Below are 14481 nucleotides of genomic sequence, written 5' to 3' on the forward strand. Positions count from 1 at the left end.
GGATAAATTAAGCCAAAGAAGCATAAGAGGATCAGGTATGAAAGCAAAAAATCTAGCTGCTCTGTGTACGGTTGTCGCCCTGTTCTCCAGCCAGGCGGCCCTCGCGGATATCAATGTGGGTGTTTCCCTCTCTTCCACCGGGCCAGGCGCGGCACTGGGTATTCCGGAAAAAAACGCGATTCCATTTCTTCCGGCGTTGGTGGCGGGTGAAAAGATCAACTACATTGTACTTGATGACGCGACCGATCCGTCGGCGGCGACAAAAAATGCACGCAAGCTGGTGAGCGAGCAGAAGGTGGACTTGCTCCTGGGTTCTTCCGTCACACCCGCGTCGTTGGCGATTGCGGAAGTGGCCGTAGAGAGCCGGACGCCGCAGATAAGTGCCGCTCCGATCAATCTTCCTCCAGAGAAAAATGTCTGGGTGTTTCGTACTCCACAGCATAACAACGTGATGGCCGGCGCGGTGGTTGGCGATATGAAGTCCAAGGGGGTGAAGACGCTGGGATTCATCGGCTATTCCGATGCCTACGGGGAGGACTGGCTGGTCGCCATGAAACCATTGCTGAAGAGCGCGGGTATCAAGTTTACAACCATCGAGCGGTTCAATCGCACCGACACATCGGTGAGCGGGCAGGTGCTCAAGATTATTGCCTCTCGTCCCGACGCGGTTCTGGTGGTTGCCTCGGGTAGTCCCGCCGCCCTGCCTCAGACCGCCTTTAAGGAACGTGGTTTCAAAGGTGTAATCTATCAGACGCACGCCGCCGCCAATCCGGCATTCCTCAAGGTTGCCGGCGCAGCGGCCGAGGGGACAATAATGCCAATCGGTCCAGTCGTGGTAGTCGATCAGATTACCGACAGCCATCCGTCCAAGGTGCTGGGCATGCAGTTTGTCGAGGACTATGAGTCCATGTATGGAGCGGGTAGTTTTTCCTCTTTTGCCGGTCATGTCTTCGATGCCGGTCAGTTGATCGAGGCGGCTGCACTGGTGGCGTTGGAATCCGCCAGACCAGGCACTCCCGAATTCCGCAAGGCCCTGCGTGATGCACTTGAAAACAACAAGAGTGTGGTGGGTGTGCACGGTGTTTTCAACATGACAGCGGAAGATCATTTCGGTATGGATGATCGCGGGCGGGTGCTGATCCAGGTCGAAAATGGCGGCTATAAGCTGTTGCCGATGTAAGGAGATGGGGATGTACACCATAGCAAGGGGGGTATGCCATGAACGATAAAACTGACAACATGTTTGTCGAACCGGTGGTTCTTATTGAGGCCCGTTCGGATGGCACGCGAATTTTACGTTCCGGCATCCCCTTGCCGGACGACTACGACCGCTGTGTCGGCGAGTGGCTTGAGCGCTGGGCCCAGGCTGCACCCGATCGCCTGTTCCTCGCGCAGCGGGGGAGGGATGGAGAATGGCTGAAGCTCAGCTATGGCGAAGCCAGGCGCCGGGTTGTCGCCATTGCCACCTGGCTGCTGGGGCAGAATCTGTCTCCCGAGCGGCCGGTGGTGATTCTTTCCGACAATTCCATCGAGCATGCATTGCTGATGCTGGCGGCCATGCATATTGGCGTGCCTTCCTGTGCGATCTCCTCGGGCAATTCACTGATGTCACGGGATTTCGGGAAACTCAGGGCCAATATCGATCTGCTCCGGCCAGGGGTCATCTTCGCTGAACCAATGGAACAATTCCTGCCGGCCATCGAAGCGGTACGCGACCTGCATAACGGCGTGGTGATTGCCGGTTCAAGCGGTACGACCCCCGACGGCACACTGCCCTTCTCCGCGTTGGAGGAGTCGACCAACGAGGCGGCGGTGATGTCAGCCTTCAATCGCATCACACTGGATACGATCGGCAAGTTTCTGTTTACATCGGGTTCGGTCGGGACGCCAAAGGCCGTCATCAATACCCAGCGTATGATGGTCTCCAATCAGATGGCCAAGTCGCTGATGTGGCCGTTCCTGGCGGTCGACCCGCCGGTGCTCGTCGACTGGTTGCCCTGGAGCCATACCTTTGGCAGCAATCACAATCTGAACATGGTACTGCGCTGGGGTGGCACGCTGTATATCGACGAAGGCAAGCCGGCACCGTCCCTTTTGGGCAAGACGGTTAATAATCTCAAGGAGATCTCACCCACCGTTTACTTCAACGTGCCGCGTGCATACGACATGCTGGTTCCGCTATTGCGTGCAGATGAGGATTTGAGAAACAGCTTTTTTCGTAACCTCAAATTCATCTTTTATGCGGGTGCGGCGTTGCCCCGTCATCTGTGGATCGCACTGGAAGAACTTTCGGAGATGGCTACCGGCAAAAAGATTTTGCTGGTCTCCGCGTGGGGATCGACCGAGACGGCTCCCATGGCCTCCGACTGCCATTTTTACGCCAGTGTTCCCGGAGTGATCGGTGTGCCGGTACCGGGAACGGCGCTCAAGCTGGTACCTTCGGCCGACAAGATGGAGGTGCGCGTCAAGGGACCCAATGTATTTCCCGGCTACTGGCGGCAGCCGGAGGTGACGGCCCAGGCGTTTGATGAAGAGGGCTATTACATGATTGGAGATGCGGTGGAGTTTGTCGATCCGTCCCATCCCACCAAGGGCCTGCTGTTCGATGGCCGGGTGGGAGAGGACTTCAAACTGCTTACCGGAACCTGGGTGCGCGTTGGATCGCTGCGTGTATCGGCCATCGATACCATGAAGCCGGTGGCACAGGATATCGTGTTGACCGGACATGACCGGGATGAGATCGGCTTTCTCATCTTTCCCAACATTCCCGAGTGCCGCACCTTGTGTCCGGAACTGCCGGTCGATGCACCGGTGCAACAGGTGCTATCGAATCCCGCGGTGGTCAAACGGGTTCAGACCGGCCTGCGGACCCTCAAGCAGTTGGGTGGTGGCTCTTCCACCTATGCCACCCGGGCGCTTTTGATGGCGGAACCACCCTCCGTGGAGGATGGTGAAATAACCGACAAGGGTTATATCAATCAACGCATGGTGCTCAGCCGCCGTGCCGACCTGGTGGAGGCCCTGTACGCGGGCGAGTTGAACAGGAATGTAATCACACTCTGTACTGCAGGCTAAACGCCAGCCAAATAAGCTATAAGGAATTATCGATCATGACTGAACCATTTGTCACCACGGCGCGTGACGGTGTCGTCTATAGCATTCAGCTGGCGCGCCCGCGCAAACGGAATGCGGTTAGCGACCGTCTGCTCATGGCACTGGAGGCGGCCCTGCTGGACACCCCGGAAGATACCCGTGTCATTATTTTGAGCGGCCAGGGTGAGCACTTCTGTGCCGGGTTGGATCTCTCTGAACATCAGCGCCGTGAGCCGTTCGACGTGATGCAGCACAGCCAGACCTGGCACCGGATTTTTCATCGGGTACAGCATGGCGGCATCCCGGTCATTGCCGTATTGCATGGCGCGGTAATCGGAGGTGGCCTGGAGCTGGCGGCTGCCGCGCATATCCGCGTGGCCGAGCCGAGTACTATCTACCAGTTGCCCGAAGGACGGCACGGCATCTTCGTGGGCGGCGGCGCGTCTGTTCGGGTGGCCAGGACTATTGGTGCGGGCCGCATGTGTGAAATGATGCTGACCGGTCGTATCCTGGAGGCCGAAGAGGGCCAGCGTTTAGGTCTATCCCACTATCTGGTCGGTACTGGCGAAGCCATGGACAAGGCACGTCTGCTGGCTACCCGTGTGGCGGAGAATGCACCCATGGCCAACTGGGCGATGGCCAGTGCCATTGCCCGTATTGACAACATGAGTAGCGATGACGGCCTGTTCGTTGAATCTCTGACCGCGGCGCTTACTCAAACCAGTCCGGAGGTAACCGAGCGTATCGGTGATTTCTTGCAACGCAAGGGACAGGGGCCTCGCGCATGAAGGTGAATAATGATTTTGCCGCAAGCGAAGCGGCAGCCCAGTCAACCCGCTATGATGACATCTGGCTGGTGGCCGGTCAGCGGACACCGTTTGCCGATTACAATGGCCCGCTGCGCGACGCATCAGCTACCGACTTGGGTATCTGTGCCGCGCGCGCGCTTTTCACAAGCAGCGGTATTCCGGCCAGCGAAGTGGACGCCATCGTGGCCGGCAATATGGCTCAGTCAAGTTTTGACGCCTATTTTCTGCCGCGTCATATCGGTCTGTACGCTGGTGTTGATCCCAATGTCCCGGCTCTTTTGGTGCAGCGTCTCTGTTGCACCGGCTTCGAGACCATCCTCAATGCGGCTGATCAGGTCACCCTGGGCAGGGCGCGCGTGGTGTTGTGCGTGGGGGCCGAATCCATGTCGCGCAATCCGCTAGCGTCCTACACACAGCGGGCGGGTTTCCGCATGGGACAGGTGGATTTCCGCGATTTCCTGTGGGAGGCGACCCAGGATACCGCACCGGGTGTCGGGATGGGCGACACTGCCGAAAACCTTGCCCGGCGATACGCCATCAGCCGCGAGGAGACGGACCAATATGCCGCCCAGAGCTTTGCGCGTGCCTGCGCGGCCTGGGAGTCCGGTTGGTACGCTGAAGAGGTATCCCCGGTGACCAGTGCCCAGTGGACGATCGAGGGTTACCAGCCGCGCGGCATTCGCCTGGCGGACCGCCTGGAGTGCCTTGCGCGTGACGGTCATGTACGTCCCACCCCCGTTGAAACCCTGGCTAAACTGCGCCCGGCCTTTGGCGGCGTGCAGACCGGCGGCAACAGTTCGGCCATCGTTGATGGCGCTGCCGCTGTCATCGTCGCGCACGGTGACTGGGTGCGCGCCCATGGTTTGACGCCTCTGGCGCGCATCGTGGCCGGCTCGGCCGTCGCCGTGCCGCCCGAGATCATGGGCATCGGACCGGCGCCCGCCATCCGCGCCGTGGCGGCGAAGGCCGGGATTACCCCGGAGGATATCGGGCGTGTTGAAATCAACGAAGCCTTCGGCGCGCAATACCTGGCCTGTGAGCGTGAGTTGGGCCTGGATCGTGACAAGACCAATATTCACGGAGGCGCCATCGCCATCGGTCATCCACTTGGGGTTTCGGGTGTGCGTCTGACCCATACCCTGGCGCGCCAATTGGGTGAAGCCGACGTTCGCTACGGCGTGTCGTCGGCCTGTGCCGGCGGCGGGCAGGGCGTCGCCATTCTTTTGGAAAACGGCTGAATCGGTATCGATTGATGAAACTTCGTGACAACACTTTTCTTGTTAGCGGTGGCGCATCCGGACTGGGCGCGGCCACGGTGCGTGCCTTGCATGGCGCAGGTGCCCGGGTGGTCATGGCGGACCTGGATGAGGAGAAGGGCCTGAAACTGGCGGAGGAGTTGGGCGATCGCACGCACTTTGTTCGCACCAACGTGGCGGATGCGGCTGACACCCAGGCCGCCGTGGAGCTGGCGACAACTCGCTTTGGCGGATTGCAGGGCCTGGTCAATTGTGCCGGCATCGGCAACGCCGGACGCGTGCTGGGCAAGCAGGGGCCGATGCCACTGGATGACTTTGCCCGCTCCATCCAGGTAAACCTGATTGGTACATTCAATATGATCCGCCTGGCCGCGGCCGCCATGTCGCGGGGCGAGGCGCAGTCGGATGGCGAGCGTGGCGTGATCATTAACACCGCCTCCATCGCGGCCTACGATGGCCAGGTGGGGCAGGCCGCCTACTCGGCCTCCAAGGGCGGCATTGTGTCCATGACCTTGCCCATCGCGCGTGAGCTGGCCCGATTTGGAATCCGTGTGATGACCATCGCCCCGGGGCTGTTTCTGACGCCGATGATGCACAGCTTGCCGGCCGAGGTGCAGCAGTCGCTGGGTGAGGCGGTGCCCTTTCCGCCTCGCCTCGGCCGGCCGGAGGAGTTCGCCGCACTGGTTTTGTCGATCATCGGCAACGTGATGCTCAATGGTGAAACGATCCGCCTCGATGGTGCGATTCGCCTGGCGCCAAGGTAGCGCAATGGCTCCGGCCGATATCGATCGCATTGGCATCGCCTTGTGCATGAGCTGCGTTGTAACGATGAGCGCCTAATGAGCGAATATATCGCCCCCTTGCGGGACATGAACTTCATCCTGACCGAACTGGCCGGACTGGCGGCCGTCAGTGAGTTACCCGGCTACGAGGATGCCACGCCCGACTTGGTATCGGCCATCCTCGAAGAGGCAGGCAAGTTCGCCGCCGGTGTGCTTGAGCCCATCAACCGTCAGGGGGATGTACAGGGCTGCCGGTTGGCAGATGGCCGGGTTATCACGCCCGATGGCTGGGCGGAGGCCTATGCGCAGTTTCGCGAGGCGGGTTGGGTGGGGCTGTCGCTGCCGCCGGAGTTTGGTGGTCAGGGGCTGCCCAAGGTAGTTGCAACCCCGGTATGGGAGATGTGGTTCTCCACCAACATGGCCTTTGCCATGCTGCCGCAGCTTAATGTCGGCCAAGCCGAAGCGCTGCTCATCGCCGCCAGTGAAACGCAGAAGCAAACCTGGCTCCACCGGGTGGTGAGTGGTGAATGGGCCGGCACCATGAACCTGACCGAGCCCCAGGCGGGTTCGGATCTGGCGGCGACCCGCAGCCGTGCCGAACCGCAGGCCGACGGTAGCTACAAGCTGTTTGGGCAGAAGATATTTATATCCTATGGTGAGCATGACCTGACACCCAACATCGTGCATCTGGTGTTGGCGCGGCTGCCGGATGCGCCGCCCGGCGTCAAGGGCCTGTCGCTGTTCCTGGTGCCCAAATATTTACCGGATGAAGCGGGGAATCCCGGCGCGAAGAACGACATCCGCTGTATTGCCATCGAGCACAAGCTGGGCATTCACGGCAGTCCTACCTGTACCTTGTCCTATGGAGATGAGGGGGGAGCGACGGGCTGGATCGTGGGTGAAGCCAATCAGGGACTCGCGACCATGTTCATCATGATGAACGAGGCAAGGTTCGGCGTCGGTGTCCAGGGTCTCGGCTTGGCGGAGCGTGCCTACCAACTGGCGCTGGCCTATGCCGGTGAGCGGGTGCAGGGGCGTGAAGTGGTGAGCGGCCGGAGTGACCTGCCGATTCTTCATCACCCGGACGTGAAGCGTATGCTGCTGTCCATGCGCGCGCGGATCATGGCCATGCGTGCGCTGCTGTACAGTGCCGCCGGCTGGTTTGATTTTGCCCATCGCCATCCGGACCGCACCCGGGCGGACAAATATCGATGCTATGTCGATCTGCTCATGCCGGTGGCCAAGGGATGGTGCACCGAAACCGGCAACGATGTGTGTGACGACGCAATCCAGGTGTTCGGCGGCATGGGCTTTGTTGAGGAGACCGGTGTTGCCCAGCTGTTCCGTGACGCCCGCATCATCACCATCTACGAGGGTACGACGGGTATTCAGGCCAATGATCTGATCAGCCGCAAGATCCTGCGTGAAGACGGCGCGACCCTGCGCGAACTCATTGCCGATGTGCGTGCCACCTGCAGCGCGTTATATGCCCACGACCACCTGCATCCCACGGGATCGGTGCTGTCGGATATGGTGGATGCGCTTGAGACGGCCGCCCACTGGGTGCTGGCGAATGGCCGCGAGTCCCTGTCAGAGGTACTGGCCGGCGCCGTACCCTTTCTCCACATGCTGGGTGCCGTCGCCGGTGGCTGGCAACTGGCTCGCACCGCATTGGCGGCACAACGGCAGCTGGTCTCGAACGAGGGGGATGCGGTGTATCTCGGCGGCCTCATGGACTTGGCGAACTTCTACATGACGACAATGGGCGTGCAGGTGGCAGCGCAGGCGAAAACCGTGTGTGAGGCCGGTGCGGCTCTCGAGCGCTTTCCGATGGATGGCTTCTAGGAGTCAATCCGGCTTTTCCGCACGTCTCCAGGGATGGGGGCGGTAGAGCGAAGCAGTATGCCAGAACCGAGTAGATCAACGTTTTTGACGGCGACCCGGTGTAGTGACTTATTGCCCTTCCGCCGGCATGGCGAATGGCTAATTGCTCAGGGATTTCCCGGATTCAGTAACCTGGCCGCCTTTGCCAGGCTGAAAATTTCATCCCACCTGCCCGCCATAATGAGATCGCGGGGCGCGATCCAACTGCCACCCACACAGGCGACATTGGGGAGTGAAAGGTAGGCATGGGCATTGTCTGGACTGACGCCACCTGTCGGGCAAAAATTGACATCCTGAACAACGGTTGAAATGGATTTTAGCATTGCTGTGCCACCATTCAGCCCAGCCGGGAAAAACTTCTGGAAGTAAAATCCATGTTCCCGTACGAAGAGTATCTCCGCCAGGGTTTGGGCTCCCGGCAAGAAGGGTAGTCCGGTTTCACGGGCGGCATCCAAAAGGGCTGGGGTATGACCCGGGCTGACCGCGAACCGGACCCCGAGTTCGGCCATCTCGTTCAATTGATCCGCGTCCAAAACGGTACCGGCTCCGATGACCGCCTGGGGGACACCGTTTAAAATCTCTTGGATGGCTTCGCGTGATGCAGGGGTACGGAGGGTGATTTCCAAGACCCGTAATCCGGCATCGACCAGGGTGCTGGCAAGCGGAACCGCATCCTCTATCCGGTCGATAACCAGAACCGGAATAACGGAGGTCTCTTTGAGCAATTCGCCCCAATCTGTCATGGTGAACTCCTTGAAGAAAAGGTTATGGCATCGCCGAACGGGGAATGATGGCGCCGGGATGGCCAATGACCACACGTGCCAGTTCGTGGCCCTGAAGAATGGCGGCCTTGGGGGTCTGCCCGCGAATTCTGGCCGTTAAATAGCCTGCATTGAACGAATCACCGGCTGCCGTCGTATCGACCATGCGTGAAATTTTTTCCAGGATCACGCTATGCCAGGCCCCCTCATAGAGGAGATCGATCGGCTCGCCGCCGTGCTTTAATACGATTTCAGGAATGGCGCAATTCTCCAGGAAGCTTGCCCAGCCCTGCCTTTGATGGCCGAAGATCCCTGCCAGGTCTTCTGACGAGGGCAGGGCGATGGTGGCGGCTTTCAATGCCTGGAGGTTTACCCTCCGGGCGTCGGATCCTGCCCATAGTTGCTCCCGGTAATTGGTGTCAAAAACCACCATACGGCCGCTGGACTTCATCTGTTGGGCCAGGTCGAGAAGGCGATTGCGGCTCTCTTCAAACAGCACAGCCAGCGTAATCCCCGAAAAGAAAATGGCATCGAATCGGGCTAGATGGTCAAGCCGTCGGTTGCCCGCCTCTCCTTCGAACAATTCACGCACCGGTGCGAATTGGCGCCAGTACCGAAAGCTGCGCTCACCCTTTTTATCCACATGTATGGTGTACAGGCCCGCCTCGCGGCCCGCACATCGCTCGACAAGTCGACAACCCAGGCCTTCCATTTCCCAGGCCTCAAGCATTGAGTCACTGTAAGGATCGTCACCTAACAGGGTGACATATTCAACGCTGCCCTTATGATCTCCCAGCAGCCTGGCCATGTAGATGGCCGTGTTCAACGTGTCGCCGCCAAAGCCAAGGCGTGCCTGATCCCCTTGCGCCAGGGTTCCGGCGACCTCGATCATGCACTCTCCAATACACGCGATGTTCATGGCTTGGCTCATCGTTCCGGGTCACTGAGCCGGCAATCACGACGTCTCGGAGCTGTGGTCGGGAGGAGTGTGGTCATGGCTGTGCTCCAGGTCTGTCGGATCTAACCTGATCAGGGTGCAAAAGTCAGTTTCATCTGTCGGAGGACTCAGAGGGTCACACCCGACTTGAAAATGACCATGTCATGGAGATCATTGAGTTCGTTGCGGGTCGGCTTTCCCTCCGCAATGCCGAGGATGGCATCGATGAATGGTGGTAACAGATCGTCTATGGAAATGCCCCCCTCCGCTATCGGACCGGCGTTAAAATCCAGCCAATGGGGCTTTCTTTTGTATAGCGGCGTGTTGGTTGCTATTTTCATCGTGGGAACCACACCGCCCAGGGGCGTCCCGCGACCCGTGGTGAAGAGTTCGAGATGGCAACCCGCGGCGGCCAGGGCGGTTACCGCGACACCGTCGTTTCCGGGCGCCTCCAACAAGGTCAATCCCGGTTTGCGAATGCGCTCCGCATAGCGGATTACGTCACGGATGGGAGCATGCCCGGATTTTTGCGTGCAACCCAGCGATTTCTCCTCCAGTGTACTGATGCCGCCATCCTTGTTTCCCGGCGAGGGGTTTTCGTATATCGGCTGATTGTGGGTGACGAAGTAAGCCTTGAAATCATTAATGAGACGTTCAATATCATTGAACACCGCGCGACTTTCGGCGCGCTCCATCAGCAGATGTTCGGCACCGAACATTTCCGGCACCTCCGTCAGAACCGTCGTCCCACCCAGGTCGCATAGCCAATCTGAGAATGCACCGAGCAGGGGATTGGCCGTAATCCCGGAGAATCCATCTGATCCTCCACATTTCAGGCCTACGCGGAGCCTGTTTATGGCGACCGGCTCGCGGCTATCCCGGCGGATGTTTTTGGCCAGTGCGCACAGCTGTTCGAGGGCAGCCTCCATCTCGTCCTCCACCTCCTGATTGACCAGGTATCTCAGACGTTGCGGATCGGGCGGATTAAAGCCGGATCTGAAAAGCGCTTCGGTGTTGCTTTCACATCCCAACCCCATGATCAACACACCGCCCGCATTGGGGTGAACGGCCAGGGCTTGAAGGATGGCGCGGGTGTTATCCAGGTCATCGCCCAGTTGGGAGCACCCATAGGGATGCTCAAGGACCATTACCCGGGACCCTTGTGGCAGAAGATCCATCGCTTCAAACCGTCGGGCAGCGTTGCGTCCCAAGCCATTGATACAGCCGACCAGGGGAATGATCCAGATATCGTTGCGGATCCCGATTTCGCCATTGGCGCGAACAAAAGCCTGAAAGGTGAGTGGTTTCCTGTTCGGGGAGTCTGAAACCCGGTTGATTGGACCGTTGTAGAGATAATTCCTGGCCCCGACGAGGGTGGTCCTGATGTTATGAACATGGACATGGGCTCCCGGCTTGATCGGTTCGTGCGCCTGGCCGATAACCCCCCCGTATTTGATGACCTTGTCACCTTCGCGGTGGTCGCACAGGGCGAATTTGTGGCCCAGGGGAATATCTTCGCTCAATGTCAGGTTCAAGTCGTCCATCACTGTCCCCATTACCAGGGGTTCCAGTGCGACCGCAACGGTATCAGCAGGGTCGATCTTGAGATATTGAGTCATGCCGTCCCTCAAATTGAGTCAGAACGCTAAAAAATTCGTATCAAACCCCGCAGCGCAGCCTACTCTTCAGTCGCAAAGTAGGTCTCGTTTTCGGTGCGAATGCGCTTGAAATGTTCAAGAATGGTGGAGAGGTGATTGCGCATCTGTTTCACCGCGTTTTCGGAATCCCGGGCCCGGATCATCTTGAACAACTTGATATGGTCTTCGTAGGCACGATGGCTCGCGAAGGAGAGGGAGAGGTACCGGACCCTGTCCATGTGGGCTTTGTGCTCCTGAATGAGATTCCATACAAACCCGACGCCAGCCAGTTCGCAGATTTTTTTGTGGAACAGGTCGTCAAGGGCGTGGAATCCCAGCTTGTCACTCTTTTCAACGGCGGCCAACTGCTGGTCGAGGATCTGTTCCAGGGTATCCATATCCTCATCCCTGAGTTTTTCACAGGCCAGCCGCACGGTTTCGATTTCCAGAGCGGTTCGGATAAATCGCGCCTGGAAGACATCCTGCTCTGAAATCATGCTGACCGTGGTCACCCGTTGCGGGCGAATCAGCAGAAAACCCAACTTGGACAGCCGATAAAAGGCATCTCGAACGGGCTGTCGTGATACCCCGAGCGCCTTTGCCACTTCCGACTCGGATATCTTGGTTCCCGGCGGCATTTCCAGTGAAATGACCCGTTGGTAAAGCTCATCGAACACTTGATCGGAGATCGTGGGGCGTTCGAGATAATTTGGGGTCATCTGACCCAGAATAGAATTTTTCGACACGGTAATTCCTTGACTCTGTGTAAAAGGCATACTAGCATACTAGTCGACTAGTGTCTATTAGTAAAGACTAATTTAACAGCAGCCGTGGCGCAAAGCCACGCAAAGAGAGGATACATGGATCTTAATCCAGACCGGTTACTGCCGCTGTCCGGGGTTGCCCGGATGTTGGGGCGTGCCCTGTATGACACAGTCAAGGCGTTGCCTATCATTAGTCCTCATGGCCATACCGACGCGCGTTGGTTCGCTGAGAACGAACCCTTTCCTGATCCGGCACAGTTGTTTGTGACACCGGATCACTATGTGTTCCGGATGCTGTTTTCACAAGGCGTACCCCTTGAGCAGTTGGGCGTACCGCGGGTGGATGGCGGCAAGACCGAAACCGATGGCCGCAAGATCTGGCGTTTGTTTGCCAGGCATTTTCATCTGCTGAGGGGGACGCCCTCACGCCTGTGGCTGGATCACGCCTTCCACGAGGTTTTCGGTCTGTCTGTTCGGTTGTCGGAGGCTACGGCCGATGCGGCCTACGATCACATCGCCGATTGCCTTGTTCGCCCGGAATTCCAGCCGCGTTCCCTGTTCGAACGCTTCGGTATAGAGGTATTGTCCACCACCGAGAGCCCACTGGATGATCTGCGCTGGCATGCTGCGATCCGCTCAAGCGGATGGAGCGGGCGGGTGATCACCGCATACCGTCCGGATCCGGTTGTCGATCCGGAGTTTGAGGGTTTCGCTGACAATGTCGCACGGTTTGGTGAGATTACCGGCGAGGATACAGCGACCTGGGCGGGCTATCTGGCTGCCCATCGGGTCCGGCGCCAGTTTTTTAAAGAGTTTGGCGCGACCTCGACAGATCATGGACATCCCACCGCACGGACCGAGGATTTGCCGAGCGAAGAGGCATCGCGTCTGTTTGCCAGGGCGCTCGCCGGTCGCTGTTCGGCGGAGGAAGCCGATCGCTTCCGCGGCCAAATGCTCACCGAAATGGCGCGCATGAGCATCGACGACGGCTTGGTTTTGCAAATCCACCCCGGTAGTTTCCGCAATCACTCATCAGAAATTGCGGCACGATTCGGTCGTGACAAGGGATTCGATATTCCGACCCGCACCGACTACGTGCGTGCGCTAAGCCCCCTGTTGCAGGCGGTTGGTACGGATCCCCGTCTCACAATCATTCTGTTTACGCTGGATGAGACGACGGTTTCAAGAGAATTGGCTCCGTTGGCGGGGGCCTATCCGGCCCTGCGGCTGGGGCCGGCATGGTGGTTCTTCGATAGCCCGGAGGGCATGCGCCGATTTCGGGAAGCCACCACCGAAACAGCGGGTTTCTATAACACCGTCGGTTTCAATGACGACACCCGCGCATTTTGTTCTATCCCCGCACGTCATGATGTTGCGCGTCGCGTGGATTGCGCATACCTCGCCACATTGGTCGCCTCCGGGAGACTGGCGGAAGACGAGGCATTTGAGGTCATTCACGACCTCACATACGGATTGGTCAAGAAAGCGTATCGCCTTTGATCACCCCGTGTATTCTTTGAATTAGGAGGAATGGAACAATGACAATGTATAAAACGCTGGCAACCGCTTTCTTGGCAGGCGCTGCAATGATGACGGGTGCGCAAGCCTGCGAAATCACCCTGAAATCTTCCGACACGCATCCCGACGGTTATCCGACCGTTGCAGCCGTGAAGGCCATGGGCGCTATGTTGGAAGAACGCACCAATGGTCGTCTTTGTATCGAGGTCTTCCACTCTGCACAGTTGGGTCAGGAGAAAGACACCATTGAACAGACACAATTTGGTGTAATCGACTTCAACCGGGTGAGTCTTGGCCCATTCAACAATATTATCGAGGAGACCCAGATTCCCTCCCTGCCGTACATTTTCCGTTCTGTCGGTCATATGCACCGCGTCATGGATGGTCCGATTGGCGATCAAATCAAAGACGCCTTTTCTGACCATGATCTGATTGGATTGGCCTTCTACGACGGCGGGTCACGCAGCTTCTACAACAGTGACCGTCCGATCAAGAGCATGGCGGACCTTAAGGGAATGAAGTTTCGTGTCATGCAGTCGGATCTGTTTGTTGACATGGTCTCTGCCGTGGGTGCGAACGCGACCCCCATGCCCTATGGTGAAGTCTATTCGTCGATTCAGACCGGTGTCATCGATGGTGCGGAGAACAACTGGCCATCCTACGAAAGTTCCGGCCACTTCGAAGTGGCAAAATACTACACCCTTGATGAGCACTTGATCGTACCTGAGGTTCTGGTCATGTCGAAGAGGAGCTGGGAAAAGTTGAGCCCTGAAGACCAGAAAGCGGTGCGTCAGGCAGCAAAGGATTCCGTACCGGTGATGCGCAAGCTTTGGGCCGAGCGAGAGGCGAAATCTGAAGCCAAGGTACGCAGCGCGGGCGCGCAGATCATCACCGATATCGATAAGACCCCCTTCATCGACGCAATGAAACCGGTCTACGACAAGTATTTGACCTCACCTACATTGAAAGATCTGGTCGCCCGCATTCAGGCAACAGAATAGAGACCCGGATGGTTGAGCACGCACTTGGCACGCCCAGGG

The 14481-nt window shown here is 58.3% G+C and carries 12 protein-coding genes; 8 read left to right on the top strand and 4 right to left on the bottom strand.

Features of this window, described 5'->3' with window-relative positions; genetic code table 11:
* The first annotated feature begins 37 nt into the window (after positions 1 to 37).
* The 6 genes from O9K64_RS09465 (at position 38) to O9K64_RS09490 (ending at position 7785) form a co-directional block, all read left to right on the top strand.
* Positions 38 to 1180 carry an ABC transporter substrate-binding protein gene (locus tag O9K64_RS09465; protein WP_275097816.1) on the top strand — a complete coding sequence of 381 codons (1143 nt, stop codon included), beginning with the start codon at positions 38 to 40 and terminating at the stop codon, positions 1178 to 1180.
* Between the two features lie 38 nt (positions 1181 to 1218).
* A complete protein-coding gene (locus O9K64_RS09470) occupies positions 1219 to 3075 on the top strand; it encodes a feruloyl-CoA synthase (RefSeq protein ID WP_275097817.1) in 1857 nt (618 codons plus the stop codon).
* Positions 3076 to 3110: 35 nt separating this feature from the next.
* Positions 3111 to 3881 carry a crotonase/enoyl-CoA hydratase family protein gene (locus tag O9K64_RS09475; protein ID WP_275097818.1) on the top strand — a complete coding sequence of 257 codons (771 nt, stop codon included), beginning with the start codon at positions 3111 to 3113 and terminating at the stop codon, positions 3879 to 3881.
* Positions 3878 to 5140, top strand: a complete 1263-nt coding sequence (locus O9K64_RS09480; RefSeq protein WP_275097819.1) for a thiolase family protein — start codon at positions 3878 to 3880, stop codon at positions 5138 to 5140. The genes O9K64_RS09475 and O9K64_RS09480 overlap by 4 nt, the downstream gene beginning before the upstream one ends.
* Before the next feature lie 14 nt (positions 5141 to 5154).
* On the top strand, positions 5155 to 5922 hold the full coding sequence (locus O9K64_RS09485; RefSeq protein WP_275097820.1) for a 3-hydroxyacyl-CoA dehydrogenase: 768 nt from the start codon (positions 5155 to 5157) through the stop codon (positions 5920 to 5922).
* 75 nt (positions 5923 to 5997) lie between these two features.
* The gene (locus O9K64_RS09490) at positions 5998 to 7785 is read left to right on the top strand and encodes an acyl-CoA dehydrogenase (RefSeq protein ID WP_275097821.1); all 1788 of its coding nucleotides are present in this window, start codon (positions 5998 to 6000) and stop codon (positions 7783 to 7785) included.
* A 146-nt stretch (positions 7786 to 7931) separates the two neighbouring features.
* Here the strand turns inward: O9K64_RS09490 and eda are convergent, their stop codons facing one another.
* The 4 genes from eda to O9K64_RS09510 all read right to left on the bottom strand — a co-directional run bounded on the left by eda (position 7932) and on the right by O9K64_RS09510 (position 11905).
* Positions 7932 to 8567 carry a bifunctional 4-hydroxy-2-oxoglutarate aldolase/2-dehydro-3-deoxy-phosphogluconate aldolase gene (eda, locus tag O9K64_RS09495; RefSeq protein ID WP_275097823.1) on the bottom strand — a complete coding sequence of 212 codons (636 nt, stop codon included), beginning with the start codon at positions 8565 to 8567 and terminating at the stop codon, positions 7932 to 7934.
* 22 nt (positions 8568 to 8589) lie between these two features.
* Complete coding sequence (locus O9K64_RS09500) at positions 8590 to 9516, bottom strand: sugar kinase (protein ID WP_335342263.1); 927 nt, start codon at positions 9514 to 9516, stop codon at positions 8590 to 8592.
* A 134-nt stretch (positions 9517 to 9650) separates the two neighbouring features.
* Entirely contained in the window at positions 9651 to 11141 is a 1491-nt protein-coding gene (locus tag O9K64_RS09505; RefSeq protein ID WP_275097825.1) for a UxaA family hydrolase, read from the bottom strand.
* Positions 11142 to 11200: 59 nt separating this feature from the next.
* A complete protein-coding gene (locus O9K64_RS09510) occupies positions 11201 to 11905 on the bottom strand; it encodes a GntR family transcriptional regulator (RefSeq protein ID WP_335342264.1) in 705 nt (234 codons plus the stop codon).
* A 114-nt stretch (positions 11906 to 12019) separates the two neighbouring features.
* On the opposite strand from O9K64_RS09510, the gene uxaC reads away from it, so the two are divergent.
* Together uxaC and O9K64_RS09520 are read left to right on the top strand one after the other, a co-directional pair.
* A complete protein-coding gene (uxaC, locus tag O9K64_RS09515; RefSeq protein WP_275097826.1) occupies positions 12020 to 13423 on the top strand; it encodes a glucuronate isomerase in 1404 nt (467 codons plus the stop codon).
* 38 nt (positions 13424 to 13461) lie between these two features.
* Positions 13462 to 14442 (top strand): TRAP transporter substrate-binding protein, encoded by a 981-nt coding sequence (locus O9K64_RS09520; RefSeq protein WP_335342265.1) that lies wholly within the window; start codon positions 13462 to 13464, stop codon positions 14440 to 14442.
* Positions 14443 to 14481 lie beyond the last annotated feature (39 nt).

Source organism: Sedimenticola hydrogenitrophicus (assembly GCF_029017505.1).
Classification (GTDB): domain Bacteria; phylum Pseudomonadota; class Gammaproteobacteria; order Chromatiales; family Chromatiaceae; genus Sedimenticola; species Sedimenticola hydrogenitrophicus_A.